Source organism: Dyella sp. (assembly GCF_036384435.1).
In the GTDB taxonomy this organism is placed as follows: Bacteria; Pseudomonadota; Gammaproteobacteria; order Xanthomonadales; family Rhodanobacteraceae; genus GSA-30.
This window is the reverse complement of record NZ_DASVMI010000030.1, coordinates 40,353-58,448: the sequence shown is the minus strand read 5'-3', so window position 1 is coordinate 58,448 and position 18,096 is coordinate 40,353. Positions and strand designations below refer to the sequence as shown.

The window sequence follows — 18,096 nt, the reverse complement described above, 5'->3', positions numbered from 1 at the left end:
CCGGGTGGCTAGGGGTCGCTTTGCCAGTTGCTGGCAGCGGCCGATTTTTCGAGCTCTCCCGGCGAGGCCGGGGCTCATTACACAAGGACATTCAGCCATGACCTGGCTCATTGCAATCGCTGCTGCCGTTGTTGTGTTGATCGTGCTGGTTTTCATATCCAACGTCATTGTCTACATACCCAATGACCGCGTGGGTGTGGTCGAACGCCTGTGGGGCGCACCGTCGCTGGTGCGTGGATTGATCGCGCTGAACGCGGAGGTGGGTTATCAGCCGCGTGTGCTGCGTGGCGGCTTGCACTACTTCGCGCCTTTTCAGTATCGGGTGCACAAGGTGGAACTGGTGACCATCCCGCAAGGCGAAATTGGCTACATCTTTGCGCGCGACGGCGAAGACCTGATCGATGGTCAGGCCTTGGGTCGCAATGTGGAGCCAGGTATCGAAGATGCCGCCGCGTTTCTGAAGGCGCACGGCCAGAAGGGCCCGCAGCGTGCCATCCTGCGCGAAGGTACGTATGCCATCAACGTGGCGCAGTTCGCCATCATCACGGCTACGCGGGTGCATGGCTTGCTGCTATCGGAGGAGGAGCGTGGCACCATCGATCAGATGGGCAACGTGCTGCGTGATCGCGGTGGCTTCTCGCCCGTGGTCATCGTGGGTGGCCATCCAAAAGCTGCCACGGAAGATGCCGTCAATGACATGCTCGGTGTGGTCACCGTGCACGATGGCCCGGTGCTGCCTGCCGATGAAATCGTCGCCCCGCGCGTGGGTCAGGATGCCGCCAATCGCCTGACCTTCCATAACAATTTCCAGAACATCGATGCCTTCCTGCGCGCCGGCGGTAGTCGTGGTCGCCAGCACCAGGTGCTGGTGGAAGGCACGTATTACATCAACCGCTTGTTTGCCACGGTGGATTTCATTCCCAAGACCGTGGTGCCGGTGGGCTTTGTGGGTGTAGTGGTTTCCTATATCGGCAAGCAGGGCATGGATCGCTCGGGCGAGGGCTATTCGCATGGCGAACTGGTGGACAACGAATGCCGTGGCGTGTGGAAAGAGCCGTTGCTGCCGGGCAAGTATGCCTTCAACACCTATGCGGGCAAGATCCAACTGGTGCCGACGACCAATTTCATTTTGAAATGGACGCCGGAAGTCACCAACAATCACAAATTCGACGAAAACCTGTCGGAAGTGTCGTTGATCACCAAGGACGCCTTCGAGCCGTTGCTGCCGTTGTCGGTGGTGGTGCATATCGACTATCGCAAGGCACCGTTGGTGGTGCAGCGCTTCGGTGACATCAAGCGCCTGGTGGACCAGACGCTGGACCCGATGGTGAGTGCGTATTTCAAGAACATCGGCCAGACCAAGACGTTGATCCAGTTGATCCAGGATCGCGCGGACGTGCAGAAGGTCGCTGGCGTGGAAATGATGACGCGCTTTGCAGCCTATAACCTGGAGCTTCAGGAAGTGCTGATCGGTACGCCGCATGGCAGCACCGGAAATGCCTCTGGCGCGCGCATCGATGCGATCCTCAATCAGCTGCGTGATCGCCAGGTGGCACTGGAGCAGGTGGCGACGTTCGAGTTGCAGGAGCAGTCGACGGTGAAGGAGCGCTCGCTGCGTGAGGCGCGCGCCAAGACTGACATCCAGGCCGAGCTGACCAATTCGGTGATCCATATCGAGATCAAGAAGAACGTGGGTGAGGCATCGGTGGTGGAGGCCAACAAGCGAGCCGAGGTCATTGGTATCGATGCCGATGCCGAACGTCGTCGCCTGACTGCCGAAGGCGATGGCCGCGCCAGTGCGATTGCTGCGGTGGGTAAGGCCGAGGCGGAGGCTATTCACGCCAAGTCCAAGGCGTTGACCGGCGAAGGTGCGCGCCTGCAACTGATCAATACCCTGGGCGCACAGTTCGCCGAAGCTATCAGGGACGGCCATATCGCCATCGTGCCGAAGATCGCGCTGGGCAGCGGCGATGCCGGCAACACCGGTGGACTGTCGTCGCTGATCCAGTTGGCCAGCTCACTGTTGGCGGAGAAGGCTGACGCCAGCTTGCCCGATGAGTCGTCACGCGCGCTGCAACAGGGATAAGTGCGCGTGTAACCGGGTGCTGCGGCCAGGGATGGCCCGATACCGCCAGGAGGGCGGTGTCGATCCGGTGAGGAGGTGGCATGCCAGGGATGGTTTGCAGGGAGCAACTAAGCCCCGCTTCGGCGGGGCTTTTTCTTGGGGCGCATGAGATCACATAAGTACGGCCGAACCAGGGAAACACTCAGGCAGACTATCTGTCCGCTCCAAGGAGCGTGGCGACATGGGCGCAGTGGCCCATGCATGGAGCGCGTGTGATCATGCCGCCGGGTACTTGTTGAACCAGTCGCAGCGCAGGCGCGGTTGCGCCAATGCCAGCTTGCGGAATTGAGCGGCGTTGTAGAAATCAGCACAGTGCAGGGCTTTCAGCTGTTTCAGGCCGTGCAACGGTTCGAGTGACTTGTCGGCCACGCGCAGGTTGGTCAGGAACACGTATTCCAGGGCGTGCAGGGCTGCCAACGGTTGCAGAGAGGCAATACGCATCGGCGTCCACATGCTGCCTTCAATCGCCACGGCGCGCAGTTGGGGCAGGCTGGATAGGGCGTCAACGCTTTCGATGCGTTTAAGGTTTTCGAGGGCGAGCGCACGCAGTGTCGGCGTCCGGGGTAGCCAATCGAGCGTGGTGAGTTTGGTGGCGTCGATGACACTAAGCGATTGGAGCTTTGGCATGTCCCGTAATGCCGAAAGGTCGGTGGCGGTCACGCGTGTCATGTAGAGCGACTCCAGGTCGCGCAATGGCGTGATTTCGTCCAGATAGGCCTGGTCGACGTTATGCGCCCAGAGGCGGCGGATTTGCGGTTGTCCGGCGATGCCTTTATGCGAACGCTTGATACGTAGCAAGACCACGTCGGTTGCACCGGGCGGGATGTCCGCCGCCGTGTGCGCAGCAGTTGGGAGCTTGTCCCACACAAAACCCAATCCGGAGTCTATGCGTTCGCGATGGTTAACCGAAAGCTCAGTCATGGGTGGTCATCTCCTGGATCTTGCAGAATACATGTCGAGATGGCGCAGACAAGAAAAAACCCGCCGAAGCGGGTTTTTCTTGTCTGGCTGACCGCAACGGCTCAGTCGATGTCCAGGAACGAGCGCAGTTGCTCCGAACGGCTCGGGTGACGCAGCTTGCGCAGGGCCTTGGCTTCGATCTGACGGATGCGCTCGCGGGTGACGTCGAACTGCTTGCCGACTTCTTCCAGCGTGTGATCGGTGTTCATGTCGATGCCGAAGCGCATGCGCAGCACCTTGGCCTCTCGCGGGGTAAGGCCGGCAAGCACGTCGCGCACGGTTTCCATCAAGCCGGTTTCGGTGGCCGACTCGACCGGCGAGGACGCGTTGGTGTCCTCGATGAAGTCGCCCAAGTGCGAATCTTCATCGTCGCCGATCGGGGTTTCCATCGAGATCGGCTCTTTGGCGATCTTCAACACCTTGCGGATCTTGTCCTCGGGCATTTCCATTTCCTTGGCCAGTTCTTCCGGCGTCGGCTCGCGGCCGAACTGCTGCAGCATCTGGCGGGAAATGCGGTTCAACTTGTTGATCGTCTCGATCATGTGCACCGGGATACGGATGGTGCGCGCCTGGTCGGCGATCGAGCGGGTGATGGCCTGGCGAATCCACCATGTGGCGTACGTGGAGAACTTGTAGCCACGGCGATATTCGAACTTGTCCACCGCCTTCATCAGGCCGATGTTGCCTTCCTGGATCAGGTCGAGGAATTGCAGGCCGCGGTTGGTGTACTTCTTGGCGATGGAGATGACCAGGCGCAGGTTGGCCTCGACCATTTCCTTCTTGGCGCGGCGAGCCTTGGCCTCACCCACCGACATGGTGCGGTTGATTTCCTTGATGTCGGTCAGCGGCAGGAACAACTGGCGCTCGATGGCGCCGAGTTTTTCCTGCTCGGCATCGATGGCGTCCTTGAAGTTCTTGATGTTCGGCGACCACTTCTGGCGCTTGCGTCCCAGTTCGTTCGCCCATTCGAGGTTGCCCTCGTTGCTGGGGAAGGTCTTGATGAACTCGGCCTTGGGCATCTTCACCTGCTTGACGAAGATATCCATCAGCGCGCGCTCGTGGTGGCGGATGTCGCCGACCACTTCGCGCAGCTTGCGCACAAAACTGTCGATCAATGCCGAAGGCAGCTTGAGCTTGAGGAATTCCTCGGCCATTTCCTGGCGCAGCTTGGCGACCTTCTTGTCGCCCAGGTCCGTGGTCTTGGGCGCGGCCTTCTGAAACTTGCCGTAGAAGTCGCGCAGCAACTCCATGCGGCGCTTGACCTCTTCCGGATCCGGACCGCTCGGGCCCTCGTCCTCGTCACTGCTGCCGTCGCCGGATTCTTCTTCGTCGTCGTCGGACTCGACGTCGGCGTCGGAGACTTCTTCGGCCAGGGCAGCCTGGGCGGCGTCGGCGGCTTCTTCCAGGTCGGCGAAGCCGGCAAGGATTTCGCTCAGGCGGCGCTTGCCGTCCAGATGCTGGTCGTATTCCTCAAGCAGCAGCTGGATGGTCAGCGGGAAGCTGGCCAGCGCGGTCTGCACCTGGCTGAGGCCTTCCTCGATGCGCTTGGCGATGGCGATTTCGCCCTCGCGGGTCAGCAGTTCGACGGTGCCCATCTCACGCATGTACATGCGGACCGGATCGGTGGTGCGACCCACTTCGGAATCGACAGCCGACAGCAGGGCCACGGCTTCTTCGGCCGCGGCTTCGTCGTCGGTGCCGCCACCGCTGTTCTCGGCCAGCGGATCGGAGTCCGGAGCGGCGTCATGCACCTCGATGCCGACGCCCTTGAGCACCGCCATGATGTCTTCGATCTGCTCCGGATCGACGACGTCGTCGGGCAGGTGATCGTTGATCTCGGCGTAAGTCAGATAGCCCTGCTCCAGACCCTTGGAGATCAGTGCTTTAATTTCGGACTGTTGCTCAGGAGCTTTACTATTCATACCTACCGCCGCGTATGCAGGAACCGATCAGTATACCGATGTGGCGCTTTTTTGACCAGTTTTCAAGGAAAAGTTCGCGCGACCGGAACACGCAAAAATCGCGCCAAACAAGCGCTTGCGAGTGATATCGGCGAAACCGTGGGATGTTTTGAGGGCCGTATGGCTACCCGGCGCGATTCAGGGAACTTCGAGCCAGAAAGTGACCGGTCCATCATTGACCAGGTGCACTTCCATATGGGCACCGAACTGCCCGATTTCCACCCCCGGGTGCGCCGCGCGCGCCAGTTCGACCAGTCGATCGAACCATTTCCTACCCTGCTCGGGGGCGGCGGCCGACGTAAAACTCGGCCGCATGCCCGAGCGGGTGTCGGCGGCCAGGGTGAATTGGCTGACCAGCAGCAGCCCGCCGCCGGTATCGGTCAGGCTGCGGTTCATCCGACCCTGGTCGTCGCCAAAGACGCGGTACCCAAGCAGGCGCTCAAGCATGCGCCGAACCTGCGGCTCGCCATCACCGGGTTGCACCCCCACGAGGGCCAGCAGGCCAGGCCCGATGGCCCCGACGGTTTGCCCGGCGACATCGACGCGGGCGGATTGGACACGTTGGATGAGGGAGATCATTTTGCGTCAGGAGTGAGGCCGGCCGTTGCACGGCCTGTGAGGAGTAAGGGGGCAGAGTTACGCGGATATGTGGCTTCTGTTTTTACTTTATAGCCCTTCATGCCTCACCCCCAACTCGTCACGTCGCGTACCATCTCGCTTTTGCGCCTCACTCCTCACCCCTCACAGGCCGCGCAGCGGCCGGCCTACCCCCTAATGCGCCCCGACATCTACCTGCTTTACCTGCTTCTTCGCCTGTTCGGTCTGTTGCCCTTGCGTGCCCTGCATGCGATGGGTGGATGGATCGGCAAAGTGTCGCTGTGGCGGCAGGCGCGGTCGGTGCGGCATACGGCGACCAATTTGCGCATCGTGCGGCCCGACCTGGGTGCGCAGGCGCAGGCGGCGTTGTTGCGCGAGGTGATGATCGACAGTGGCAGGTCGATTACCGAGATCGCCAAGATCTGGGGTAGTGATGCCATGCGCGCCCTGGCGCTGGTGCGTGAGGTGCGTGGCGAGGCGTTGTTCGATGAAGCCCTGGCTGCGGGCAAGGGCGTGATCATCGCCGCACCGCACCTGGGTTGCTGGGAGTTGCTCAACTACTGGCTGTGCCGCAAGACGACCATGGCGATCCTGTATCGCCCGCCACGTATCGCCGCTGTCGAAGCCTTGCTGCGCAAGGCGCGCGGTGCACTGGCGCCTGAGCAGGTGCGTGCCGAGGGCGCTGGAGTGCGCACACTCTACAAGCGACTGGCCGCTGGTGGCACGGTGGGTATCCTGCCCGACCAGAAGCCGCGCTCGGGCGAGGGACAGCTCGCGCCCTTCTTCGGTCGCGATGCGGAAACCATGGTGCTACTGCCGCGCCTTGCCGCGCGCACCGGCGCCACCGTGCTGTTCGCCTTTGCCGAGCGCCTGCCACGCGGCGAAGGTTTTCGCATACACCTGATTCCCGCGCCCGAAGGCTTGGCCGACGATGACCTGGCCACCGCCTGCACCGCGCTCAATCGTGGCGTCGAGCAATGCGTGGAACTGGCATTCACGCAGTATCAATGGCATTACAAGCGATACACACGCAGCGACCGACCGAGTCCTTATTGAGGGAGGCCGGTTGCTTTGCGACCTGCGAAGTCGGTTGCTGCGCAACCAGTGAAGAGGGCAGAGCGGCGACGGCTTTTACGCTTTACCTTTAACAGCGGCCGCAGGCGCGTCTTTACAGCTCGCGCAGCGAGCGATTTCACCCGTTACCGAGTCTACGCAGGAAAACAGCCATCTCCTTCTCCGCCTGCTTGTCGCCGTGTTTGGCAGCGGCGGTGATGCCGCGTTGCCAGGCGTCGCGGGCGGTGGGGGCGTCGTCGAGGGCGAGGGCCGCTTTGCCCAGGAGCTTCCAGGCGGCGGTGTAGTGAGGGTCGAACGTCACGGCGCGGCGCAGTTCTTCGGCGGCACCGGCCGGGTCGCCAGCGCCGAGCAATGCATTGCCCAGCGCGAAGCGCAACAGGGCGCCGTCGCGTGGGCCGCCGCATTGATGGCGCAGATTGGCGATCAGCGCTTCGTTCACGGCAGATTGCGGTTGCGCCAGTCGGTGGCTTGGTAGATTCGCGTGGGCTGGGTCGGCTCCGGCGGAACCTGGCCCGCCCGCAACAGCGCCAGGGAGGTAGCCGGCCACGCGATCAACCATGACGAGCGGAATGGTTGGGCCATGATCGGGTAGCGCAGCGCATCGGCGTCGAGATGGTTTGCCGGCGTCAGAATCAGGCCGTTGGGGTGTGCGGCGGCGAAGGCCTGCACGTCCTGGTCGTCGCGCAACTCGTGGATCGGCCGGGTCAGGCGCGCGGCGAAGTTGAACTGGCCTTCGTAATTGCCCAGGTAGGCCACGTCGCGATGGTCGGCATCAGCGGCGGCGAGCAGGCGCGCGGTCGGGTTGAGATCGTACTTGGGCCAAAGCGTCAGGGTGAACAACGAATTCAGTGCCAGCGTGCCGATCAGGCCGGCGATGGCCATGCGACGTGTTTCGCCACGGCCACGTACCAGCAGCAAGGCGCCCAGCAGGACGAAGACGATGCTGAAGGCGCGGCTGTGTGAAGCTGCGCCATCGAACCATTCGCCGTGCAGGTGATTGCCATTCACCAGATTGGGTAGCACGAACAGGAAGATGGCCAGCGCGATACCGCCCACGCCGAGTATCCAGGTGCCCAGCCACGCATGATTGGCAAGATTGGGATGCTTCTCGCGCAGCACCGCGATGGCGCCGGCCAACAGCAGCGCCACGCAGGCAAACTCGGGTAGCGGGTAATACAGCTGCTTGCCGCTGATCAGCGAGAATACGATGAACGTGGGTATCAGCCAGCACAGCGCGAAGCGCAGGCCCGATTCCAGCGGCTTGCGCAGCATGCACAACGCGACCACTGTGCGCGGCCATGCGGCCAGCGGGAAGGTGAGCACCGGGATCCACATCAGGTACCACCACAGCGGTCGTGCATGGCTTTGTAGCGGTTCGGCATGTTGCAGGCCGTTGACCACGCGCCCGGCGGTCTGGGTGAAAAATAGTCGCTGGCGATAGGCCTCGCCGCCGCTGAAGCCGGCAGGCAGGGCCCAGGCCAGCAGGATGGCCAGTCCCAGCACGACGGCCAGCACGCCGCGGCCGTACCAGCGGCCACGATGCTGTGCCGCCCAGTCGTTCCACAGGGGGCCGAGCAACCAGGGGAATACCACGTGCACCAGCATCACCGGGCCCTTGGTCAGCAGGCCCAGGCCGATGCACACGCCGAACAACAGCCAGCGCGGCTCATCGCGGCCGGGCTTGGGCACCAGACACACCAGCGCGGCCAACGCCCAGACAGCCAGCAGCACGTCATACATGATCTGCAAGCCGAACAGAAACGCATAGCTGAGCGCCATCAGCATCCATGGCGCGGCGCGTGCGACCCAGGCGCGCGAGGGAAACAGGCGGCGTGCCAGGGTGGCCAGCAGCATCAGCTCGAAAGCGCCGAAAGCTACCTCCAATACGCGCGGCCAGACATCGTTGACGCCAAACACGAACCAGCCGGCGTGGATCATCCAGAACAGCAGCGGCACCTTCTCGCTATAGGGCTCGCCGTTGATATGCGGCACCAACCAGTGATGCTGGCTCCACATTTCCCAAGCTACGGCCAGGGTGCGCGTGGAATACAGTGGCATCGGGCCATGGGAAAACATGGCTATCAGCGCGACGACGATCCATAGCGGCAGCCAGGGCCAGAGGGCTCTGAGGTGTTCGGTACGGCTGTATGCGCTTGATGACACGGGTCGACTCTTCCAGGAGATGACGGGATTTTAACCCCAGGGAATTCGGTTATACCTGCAACGCGCGAGTCTGCGTACAGGTTGAGTGGACGAATCAATGACTTGGCAGGCTTTTTAGCCGCCGCGGTTTGGCTGGGGTTAGGGTTGGAGAGCCGGTCAGGCCGGTCGCCAGGCGGCCTTTAAGGAGCGGGGCGTCAGGCCCCACGAAACGACATGCAACGTATTCGGGCGCGTGCGGGCATTCGTCCTCGCCGCTTGCCCTTGCGCCTGCGATATTCAGTAGCTCGCTCGTCCCCAATACCCGATCCGCTTGCGCAGCTTGAACTTGCGCCACCAGTTCCCCGGCTTGCGCTTGCGGTTGCGGCCGCCGCGCGCGATGAAGGTGTCGATGGCGTCCAGCACCCGCTCGCTCGAATGTCCGTCGCGGTACGGGTGGATGGCGTTGCTGAAATCGGCGATGGCCTGCATCAGTTCCGGCGGGCGTGACAAGGCGCGCTCAATGGCCGGTTCGAACTGGGCCGGATCATCGATGTCGATAAGCTGCGGCCCTGGTCGCCGGTTCTTGAACGTCACCACGGGTTTGCCGGTCAACAGGAATTCGCTCAGCGCCGAGGAGGTATCCGAGCACATCATGTCGACCTGGGGAAACAGATCGAGGATGTTGTCGTTCTCGGCGAAGGTCAGGTAATCGTTTTGTAGCGCCAGGTATTTCTCGCGCGTTTGCGCGTTCATCTTGGGATGGAAGGTGACTATCCAGTGCCAGCGGCCATCGCGCGACAGTCGCTTGACCTCTTCGTATAGCGTTTCGGCTGCGCTCCAGGAGGGCGAGAATGTGGAGTGATACAGGATCACCGGCGGTTTGCGCACGGGGGGCAGGTCGCCGGCGATTTCCTTCATGAAGGGATCGAGCTTGGGCCAGCCGGTTTCGATCACGCTGAAATGCCCCAGCTCGTCGGCCAATGCCTGGAATTGCGCGGTATCGCGCGGCCCCGTGGTGCAATACAGATCGAAGAAACCGCGGATATAGATGTGCCTGGGCTTGCCGGCATCGAAGCCGTGGAAAGTTTCCACCTTGACGCCGGGAAAGAAGTGCGGCAAGTGATTGGATGAAGTAATGCAGGCGATGGGCTTCCACGCGCGAACTTCATCGACGGTGAGCAATCGTTCGCCGTCGACCAGGTCTTCTGCGCCAGGGCCGTCGAAGAACCAGGCCGCGTCGTGTCCGCGTGCGCGAATGGCCTCTTGTATCGGGCGCAAGATGGCCAGCGCGTAACGCTCCGAACCGTAGAGGAGGTAGTGCTTCTTGGTGTCGGGCATGGCTCAGCGATCGATCTTGTGGCGGGTGAGGGCAGTACGGGCAAGCGTGACCGAATCGGGATTGTGGCGCATTTCGTAGTAACGCATGCGTTTGTACAGCGCGTAGCTGGCCGCCGTCTGCGCGATCATGAAACCGCGCCAGCCATCGAGAAACGCCAGGCGCAGCCAGTAGTCCTTGACGAAGGCGAGGAAGAATACGAATGGGGCCTGCCACATGCGCACGGGCTTGCCCTTGTCCAGCCAGTCCAGGCACTTGAGCTCGGAATAACGCAACACCTTGAGCTGCTTATGCACCAGAGTGGGGTTGTTGGCGTGGTTGAAAGGTGCCTTCAGTATCGGGGCCTGGCCTTCATAGCGCAGCGATTCATGGACCCGCACGTCAGCCCAGCGCGCGCGTCCACGGTGATACAGGCGTGCCATTTTTTCGCCCATGGCAGGCCGATACCAGCGCATCGGGCGACCCATGTAGATGGTGCTGCGGCGTAGCACCACGGCGGGTGCCTGGCCAGCCATCAGCGCCGGCCATTGCTCGACCAGCTCGGCAGCCAGCTCTGGTGAGAGGTACTCGTCGGCATCCAGTGCCAGGATCCAGTCGTGGCTGCACTGGGTAGAGGCAAAGTTGCGCTGCGGGCCAAAGCCCAGCCATGCCTGATGCACCACGCGTGCGCCATGGGCCTGTGCCACGGCCACGGTATCGTCCTCGCTGCCGCTGTCGACGACCAGCTTTTCAGCGGCGAACGGCACGCTGTCCAGGCAGCGTGCGATGTTTTCGGCCTCGTTGTGCGTGATGACGACGAGTGTGATGGGGAGCGTGAGCATGCTGTGAATTCTATCCGCAGGTATGCCGAATGGTGATGTGGCGCGTTCAATCAACCGACAAGGGTAGCGCGGTCGGCTGATTTTCAGGTGGCTTCCCGCAGTATCCACGCAAGTTGGTCCCCAATAAATGAAACAATGTCCGGCCGGTGCCGGATGCCAGGATGTGGTGCACGAATGAGCGAACGGGTGCTGTTGCCGCAGGGAAGCCAGGGCGGATTGCTGGAGGCCTCGGTCGGCAAGTCATTGTCGCGACGCTCGGCGGTGCTGGCCCTGTGGCAGGCCTCGGTCGGGCAGCGCGAGACATGGCGCTACGTGCTGGGCGTGGGCATCCTCTGGATGCTCTGGGGCATGGTGGTCATGCCATCGAGCATTTCGTTCAACCCGAGCAAGACCTACCAAGCGATCCTGGTGTTGCTGATGTACCTGCCGGCCTTGTGCCTGGCGTTCGCCCAGCGTGGCAGGCTTTGGCGCGAGCTCTGGTCGCTGCCACAGTTTCGTGTGTTTCTGGCGCTGCTCGCCTGGGCGACCTTGTCTTTGGTGTGGGCGCATCTAAGGCGGCCTGGTGACGAGTTGGGCCGCCTGCTCAGCGTCATGACCTTCATCCTGGCGTGGCAATTATGGGATGCCGATGGCGAGGACTACGTCGGCATGCTGCTGTTCATCGGTGGTATGGGCGTAGCGGCCTGCGCTGCGTTTTACTGCCTTCTATTTGCCTTTCACCCCGATACGTCCGATCGCATTGCTGGCGAGGGCATCATTGCTACCACCAACTATGCCGCGGCCTTGATGGGGGCTGTCGCCATCTGGATGACCCAACTGCGCCTGCGCACGCGCCGCATGGCGCTGCTGCGATGGGGCAGCATCGTGCTGTTGCTGACTTTCGTGGCGCTGACGCAGACGCGCGGCGTATGGCTGGCGCTTGGCGTCTGCCTGGCCCTGGCGCCGCTATGGCATGGCATCGGCTGGAAGCCCTGGGCGATGGCCATGGCAGTGATGCTGCTTGCCACGGCCATCGCCCTTCCGATGCATCTGTTGACCGAGCGCGGCATGTCCTGGCGCCCCGAGCTCTTCATGCAGTCCATGCACCAGATTTACAGCCACCCGTGGCTGGGCCAGGGGCAGGGCGCACCGATCGCGCTACTGGTGGGCGGGGTGGCCTATACCCACACGCACAATTTGCTGACCCAGGTGACCATGGAGCTGGGCATCCCCGGTCTGCTGCTGACTGTAATGATGTGGTTGATGGTCGGCTGGCAGGGCTGGCGCCATCGTGACAGCATGCGTGGACGCATCCTGCTCGGGTTGTGGCTGTATGCCTCGATCGTGCTGCAACTGGACATGCCGCAGCTGCTGGACAGCCCTCGCCCCGGCTGGATCCTGATCTGGCTGCCATTCTCGCTGGCCATTGCGCTGGGGATTCGCGAGCGCGCCGGGCGGCTCGCGTTGGACATTACTGTCGAAACCCGCTGACCCAGCTTTTTAAGTCACGCGTAACTGACTGTATGATTCACCGATAACCAAGTTTTTAGCCCGCCCGTGCGATCCACGGGTTCGTAGGGGACGGTGAATGAGCAGAGTGTTGGTGACGGGCGGTGCGGGTTTTCTGGGATCGCATCTTTGCGACAGGCTGATCCGCGACGGTCATGACGTGTTGTGCCTGGACAATTTCTACACCGGCAGCAAGCAGAACATCCTGCACCTGCTCGATCACCGGTATTTCGAGTTGATGCGCCATGACGTCACCTTTCCGCTTTACGTGGAAGTGGACCGCATCTTCAACCTGGCCTGCCCGGCTTCGCCGGTGCATTACCAGCATGATCCGGTGCAGACCACCAAGACCAGCGTGCATGGCGCGATCAACATGCTCGGTCTGGCCAAGCGCTTGCGTGCGCGCATCCTGCAAGCATCGACCAGCGAAGTGTATGGTGACCCGGAAGTCCATCCGCAGCGTGAGGAATACTGGGGCCGTGTGAACCCGATCGGTATCCGAAGCTGCTACGACGAAGGCAAGCGCTGTGCCGAGACGCTGTTCTTCGACTATCACCGCCAGCACGCGCTGGATGTCAAAGTGGTGCGCATCTTCAATACCTACGGCCCGCGCATGCATCCCAATGATGGGCGCGTGGTGAGTAATTTCATCGTGCAGGCACTGCGTGGCGAAGACATCACCATCTATGGCGATGGTCAGCAGACGCGCAGTTTCTGCTACGTCGACGACCTGATCGAAGCCATGGTGCGTACGATGGAAACAGGCCCGGACTTCACCGGGCCGGTGAATATCGGCAATCCGCACGAACACACCATCCGCGAGCTGGCCGAGAAGATCATCGGCATGGTCGGAGGCAGTTCAAAGCTGGTGTTCAAGCCACTGCCACAGGATGACCCGCGCCAACGCCAGCCGGATATCTCCCTGGCCAAGGAAAAGCTGGGGTGGGAGCCGCAAGTACACGTGGACGACGGCTTGCGCGAGACGATCGCCTATTTCCGGCGATTGTTGGGCAAGTGACATGACTGGCCTGACATTCTCGGTCGTCGTCACCAATTACAACTACCGCGAATTCGTGGTCGAGGCCGTGGACAGCGCGCTGGCGCAAGGCCATCTGCCGATGGAAGTCATCGTCGTCGATGATGGCTCGACGGACGGGTCGCTGGAGCTGCTGCGGGAGCGCTATGGCGGCGATGGGCGCGTGAACCTGGTGACCGGTCCCAATGGTGGGCAGTTGACGGCATTCCAGCGTGGCCTGGCGCAGGCCTCCGGTGATGTGGTGTGCTTTCTCGATGCCGATGATCGTTGGGGCGCAGATTACCTCAGGTCATTGGCCGAGGTGTTTGCGGCGCGCGGCGATATCGATTTCGTCTTCTCCGACGTGCAACTGATCGGCAATGAATCGGGCCGGCAGGGGTATGCGACCGAACCGATGGACCTGGGCTATACGGTGCTTGGCACCTGGGTGCGCGCGCATTGGTATGGCGCGCCGACGTCGGCGCTGGCCCTGCGTCGACGCCTGGCTGAGCGGGTGCTGGACCTGCCGCCGGAATTTGTCGCGCAATGGCGTATTTCGGCCGACAACTGTCTGGTCTTCGGGGCTAGTGTGCTGGGTGCGAAGAAATATTTCCTGCCGACAGGGCAAGTCCACTATCGCATTCATGGGCGCAATGGATGGTGGCACGATCAGAAGAAAGCGCGTGAATTCCTCGCGCAGTTTCGTTCGCGTAGCCTGATCAATTTCTACGCGCAACGCATGAACCTGGATATCCACGCGCTGGATCTGGCCAAGCATGAGTTCAAGTCGCGCAGCGCGCCCACTTGGAAAGAGGCCTGCATGTACGCCGATATCGCCATGCGTGGCCCGGCTGTGTGGTGGAAGCGCCTGGAGCGCGCGCTGGCGATCCTGTCGCGCGGTGCGCGCAGCAAACAGAAGTAACGTATGAAAACCAGCCTTGTCGTGCTGACGTACAACTGGCCAGAAGCCTTGCGCCTGGTGTTGCAAAGCATCGCCGCGCAGCGCCGACTGCCCGACGAAGTGATCGTTGCCGATGATGGCTCCACGGAAGCCACCGCTGCCTGCGTGGCGTCGTTTGCCGCTGGTTTTCCCGTGCCGTTGCGCCACGTATGGCAGGAAGACAAAGGGTTTCGCGCCGCGCGTGCACGTAACCGTGGTTTTGCCGCGGCGACGGGTGAGTACATCATCCTGATCGACGGCGATATGGTACTGCACCGGGATTTCGTGGCCGATCACCTGATGCTGGCCGAGCGCGGATACTTCTTGCAGGGCGGTCGAATCAAGTCGACCGCGGAAGAGACCGGGCGATTGCTTGCCGGTGGCCGGCCGGTATTTGCCCCTTGGTCGCGCGCTGATTTCCACGTGTTCGATGGCATGCGGCGCCTGTACGCCTTTCATCAACCCGCGTTGGCGCGATGGAAGGCGAAGGGGCGTAATGGCGGGCGCGTGATGAGCTGCAACATGAGTTTCTGGCGCGATGACCTGCTGCGCGTCAATGGTTTCGACGAGCGCATGGAGGGCTACGGCGCGGAAGACCGCGAGCTGGCAGCACGCCTGGGCAATGCCGGCGTCAAACGGCGACAGTTGAAATGGTGTGCCCTGGCCGTGCACCTGGAGCATGCTTCACGCGCGCAGCCCGACGTCGACGACATGAGCCTGCCCAACAATCGCTTGTTCAAGGCCACGGTGGAACAGAAGATCGTGCGGTGCGAGCTGGGCATGGATCGGCACGCTTGATCTTCCATAAAGCCCTCAGCCGCGTTTCCGTTGGAGCGCTTCGGTGACTCGGTCGGGAAATGCTGCCCGGTTGGTTTCGAACCATGCTCTTGCCGCCTTGCCTAGATCACGGGCTTCCTCGGCGCTCATGGCCACGCAGCGCGTGACGGCGTGTTCCATGGCGATGTCGTCAAACGCATAAAGCGTGGCCAGGTCCTGTGTGCCTGCCGCATGCGCCTTGACCAGTACGCCGCGCTCTGCGGTGACCAGCTCGTTCATCGGTTCGGCATCGAGCGTGACCACCACCGCTCCGCAGCTCATGGCCTCAGCGATGTAATGACCGTATCCCTCGGTCTGCGACGGGCATAGATGAAACAGGTGTTCGTTCTGCATGCGTTGGTAATCGTCGTCATCGAGATGCTCGCGCAGCAAGGTGACGTTAGCCGGCAAGACGTCGATCTCGACGCGTTTGCGCCGCCAGGCAATGGTCAACATGGGCCATTGCGGATGCCTTGCCCACAGACGCAACAGCGCGGCTGTGCCTTTGTTGCCGCTACGCCCCGGGCCGTGGAAAAACGCGTGCTTGCGTGGAATATCAGCCAGCAGACGGTCTTCGCTGTCGAAGCCGATGAAGCGTGTGGTAGCGCCCAATGCGTCGAATAGTCGCTGCGCATGCCGCGTCTTTACCCAGGCCTCGTCCATCCGCGGCAGCGCCGCGCGATCTTCGGGGCGAAAATATTCGGGGTTGGGTATCACGATGTTCCGCCGTGCGGCCGCGATGAATTCCGGGCGAATGCGTTCGAGCATCAGGTTGACATCGAAGGCGGGTGCCTTGCCGCGCAAGCGCCAGCGAGTCAGCCACTGGGCGACGCTGCCGCGATGTGGCAACCCCAGGACATGAGCACCGTTGCCATGTGCGCGTAAGGCCTCGGCCAGCCGCTGCAAATCCCGGCTCAGGCCGGCGCCATTGTCACGTGCGATGAGCTGGCAACGCTTACTGTTCGGCATTTTCCGGGTCCACGGGCAGGTTGTCGTCCTTGGCGGGCATGCAGCCGGGTATCACCGCATCGGTCTTGAACAGCCACCACTGGCGGCGATTGGCATGGCCCAGATCGATAGCCTTGTCGCGTTGCACGCAGTCGCCGATGGCTGCGTCCTGGGCGAACAGCCAGCGCGTGGCCGGTGCCTGTGCCTGCCATTGCACGCCGGCTGCGTATTGCTTGCGCGTGGGTTGCTTGAAGCCGAAGTCGATCGCGGGACGGCCAATCATCAGCAGATTCTGTTCGGTCCAGTCGATCAGGCCAATATCATCGCCAGGTCCAAGCCTGGCGCGCACATCACGCATCAGTCCGGCCGATGAACTGGAATCGTTCAGTAGCGGATAAGCCCAGAAACTCCACACCAGCCACAGTGCCGTCATGCCACCGACCACCGCAAGCGCGGCGCGGCGCATGCCGAACAACGCCACCATCGCCAGCTGCAAGACACCGATCGTCACGCACATCCACCACAGCGCGTTCTCGCCTTCCTCGAATCCGCGCGAGGTCGCCAGGTTCATGGCGAAGCGCGGATGAGCGGCCAGCGCGTAGATGCCAAGCAGCAGCAAGATAGCGCCGAGCAGGCCCGTGAAGGCGAGGCCCGATCGACGCAGCCAGCGCGAGGTCAGTAAATCTTCCAGGAACGGCGCGGTGACCAGGGCGAGCATGGGCACGGCCGGCAGGATGTAGACATCGCGTTTGCCCGGCGAAGCGCTGAAAAACAACAGCAACAGCACCATCCATCCCAGCGGCAGCAGTACGCGCGCGTCCCTGGCCTTCAGTGCGCGCCACCAACGTGGCAGCGTGCCCGGATAGGTCAGCGACAGCGGCAGCCAACTGAACAACAGGATCGGGATGTAATAGACCGGCGAATGCACGTGATGCCACGCATGGGCGTAGCGCCCGGCGGTCTGGTGAAACAGGATGTCGTTGACGTAGGCCATATACGCCGGGTTTTCGCCGCTGCGCGCCTGGGCGGTGAGCAGCATCGGCACCAACCACAGTGCAATGGCCAGCAGGATGGCCGGCAGGCCCAGCAGCCAGCGCCACCACGCGCCTTCGCCCATCGGGGCGACGCCTTGCCAGCGCATGCGTGAGGCAAACGCATAGGGGATGAGCATCAACAGCGCCAGCACACCCACGCCTTTGGTGATGACACCAAGTCCGGCGCAGAAGCAGCCCAGCCAGTACATGCGCCAGTTCGGACCGAGCAGGGTATGTCGCAACAGGCCGTAGTTGGCCGCGGTGATGAAGAACACCACCAGGGGATCGATCTGCGCGCGCTTGACCTGATAGACGAACTGAAAGCACATCAGCAAGGCCATGCCGGCAAAAAAGCCGACACGACGGTTCCATAGCCGCCGCCCGAGGTCATACAACAGCAGCACACAGCCGAGCGCCGCGAGCAGCGACGGCAACAGGAATGCCACCCGCCAGCTGCGCAATACGGTGTAACTGGCCGCTTCCAGCCACATCAGCATCGGCGGCTTGTCCGAATACAGCTCCGAGCCCCGGTGCGGGAACAGCCAGTCGCCACTTTCGACCATCTGCTTGGCCACCAGCGTGAAACGCGGCTCATCCGACGGCCAGGGATCGCGCAGGCCAATACCGGCACCAATCACCACGAAGGCAAACAGCAGCATCAGCCAGAAGAGGCGACGGTCGGCTTGGTCGGTTGAGGTCATGCGAGGCCTTGGGTGATCGTGGCCGGGGGATTATCGCAGGGATGGCTTAGCGAGCGCTTTTGGGGGATTGGAGATGGGGAGCGGGGTCGCTGAAGCCGCGAACCAGCGGCGAGCCTCAAGGCCGCGACGGCGTGCGTT

The 18,096-nt window shown here is 62.3% G+C and carries 15 protein-coding genes; 6 read left to right on the top strand and 9 right to left on the bottom strand.

Going from position 1 to position 18,096, the window contains the following annotated elements:
* The first annotated feature begins 97 nt into the window (after positions 1-97).
* Positions 98-2,086, top strand: a complete 1,989-nt coding sequence (locus VF436_RS02605; protein ID WP_330902419.1) for an SPFH domain-containing protein — start codon at positions 98-100, stop codon at positions 2,084-2,086.
* A gap of 255 nt (positions 2,087-2,341) precedes the next feature.
* Here the strand turns inward: VF436_RS02605 and VF436_RS02600 are convergent, their stop codons facing one another.
* The 3 genes from VF436_RS02600 to dtd form a co-directional block, all read right to left on the bottom strand.
* Entirely contained in the window at positions 2,342-3,046 is a 705-nt protein-coding gene (locus VF436_RS02600) for a hypothetical protein (RefSeq protein WP_330902418.1), read from the bottom strand.
* A gap of 101 nt (positions 3,047-3,147) precedes the next feature.
* The gene (gene rpoD / locus VF436_RS02595) at positions 3,148-5,007 is read right to left on the bottom strand and encodes an RNA polymerase sigma factor RpoD (RefSeq protein ID WP_330902417.1); all 1,860 of its coding nucleotides are present in this window, start codon (positions 5,005-5,007) and stop codon (positions 3,148-3,150) included.
* Positions 5,008-5,184: 177 nt separating this feature from the next.
* Complete coding sequence (gene dtd, locus VF436_RS02590) at positions 5,185-5,625, bottom strand: D-aminoacyl-tRNA deacylase (RefSeq protein ID WP_330902416.1); 441 nt, start codon at positions 5,623-5,625, stop codon at positions 5,185-5,187.
* Positions 5,626-5,820: 195 nt separating this feature from the next.
* Between dtd and VF436_RS02585 the strand changes: the two genes are divergently transcribed.
* Entirely contained in the window at positions 5,821-6,699 is an 879-nt protein-coding gene (locus tag VF436_RS02585; RefSeq protein WP_330902415.1) for a lipid A biosynthesis acyltransferase, read from the top strand.
* A gap of 136 nt (positions 6,700-6,835) precedes the next feature.
* Here VF436_RS02585 and VF436_RS02580 read toward each other — a convergent pair whose 3' ends face one another.
* From VF436_RS02580 to VF436_RS02565, 4 genes are all read right to left on the bottom strand, one after another.
* The gene (locus VF436_RS02580) at positions 6,836-7,156 is read right to left on the bottom strand and encodes a tetratricopeptide repeat protein (protein ID WP_330902414.1); all 321 of its coding nucleotides are present in this window, start codon (positions 7,154-7,156) and stop codon (positions 6,836-6,838) included.
* Positions 7,153-8,880 (bottom strand): ArnT family glycosyltransferase, encoded by a 1,728-nt coding sequence (locus VF436_RS02575; RefSeq protein ID WP_330902413.1) that lies wholly within the window; start codon positions 8,878-8,880, stop codon positions 7,153-7,155. Before VF436_RS02575 ends, VF436_RS02580 begins: the two co-directional genes overlap by 4 nt.
* A gap of 276 nt (positions 8,881-9,156) precedes the next feature.
* Entirely contained in the window at positions 9,157-10,197 is a 1,041-nt protein-coding gene (locus VF436_RS02570; RefSeq protein ID WP_330902411.1) for a CDP-glycerol glycerophosphotransferase family protein, read from the bottom strand.
* A 3-nt stretch (positions 10,198-10,200) separates the two neighbouring features.
* Complete coding sequence (locus VF436_RS02565; protein WP_330902410.1) at positions 10,201-11,016, bottom strand: glycosyltransferase family 2 protein; 816 nt, start codon at positions 11,014-11,016, stop codon at positions 10,201-10,203.
* 174 nt (positions 11,017-11,190) lie between these two features.
* On the opposite strand from VF436_RS02565, the gene VF436_RS02560 reads away from it, so the two are divergent.
* The 4 genes from VF436_RS02560 to VF436_RS02545 all read left to right on the top strand — a co-directional run bounded on the left by VF436_RS02560 (position 11,191) and on the right by VF436_RS02545 (position 15,257).
* Positions 11,191-12,486 (top strand): O-antigen ligase family protein, encoded by a 1,296-nt coding sequence (locus VF436_RS02560; protein WP_330902409.1) that lies wholly within the window; start codon positions 11,191-11,193, stop codon positions 12,484-12,486.
* Positions 12,487-12,583: 97 nt separating this feature from the next.
* Positions 12,584-13,522 (top strand): UDP-glucuronic acid decarboxylase family protein, encoded by a 939-nt coding sequence (locus tag VF436_RS02555; RefSeq protein ID WP_330902408.1) that lies wholly within the window; start codon positions 12,584-12,586, stop codon positions 13,520-13,522.
* A 1-nt stretch (position 13,523) separates the two neighbouring features.
* Positions 13,524-14,441 (top strand): glycosyltransferase family 2 protein, encoded by a 918-nt coding sequence (locus VF436_RS02550; protein WP_330902407.1) that lies wholly within the window; start codon positions 13,524-13,526, stop codon positions 14,439-14,441.
* 3 nt (positions 14,442-14,444) lie between these two features.
* Positions 14,445-15,257: a glycosyltransferase family 2 protein gene (locus tag VF436_RS02545; protein WP_330902406.1), complete on the top strand. Its 813-nt coding sequence runs from the start codon at positions 14,445-14,447 to the stop codon at positions 15,255-15,257.
* Between the two features lie 15 nt (positions 15,258-15,272).
* Here the strand turns inward: VF436_RS02545 and VF436_RS02540 are convergent, their stop codons facing one another.
* Positions 15,273-16,244, bottom strand: coding sequence for a glycosyltransferase (locus tag VF436_RS02540; RefSeq protein ID WP_330902405.1), 972 nt, complete (start codon positions 16,242-16,244; stop codon positions 15,273-15,275).
* Positions 16,231-17,958, bottom strand: coding sequence for a glycosyltransferase family 39 protein (locus VF436_RS02535; RefSeq protein ID WP_330902404.1), 1,728 nt, complete (start codon positions 17,956-17,958; stop codon positions 16,231-16,233). Before VF436_RS02535 ends, VF436_RS02540 begins: the two co-directional genes overlap by 14 nt.
* Positions 17,959-18,096 lie beyond the last annotated feature (138 nt).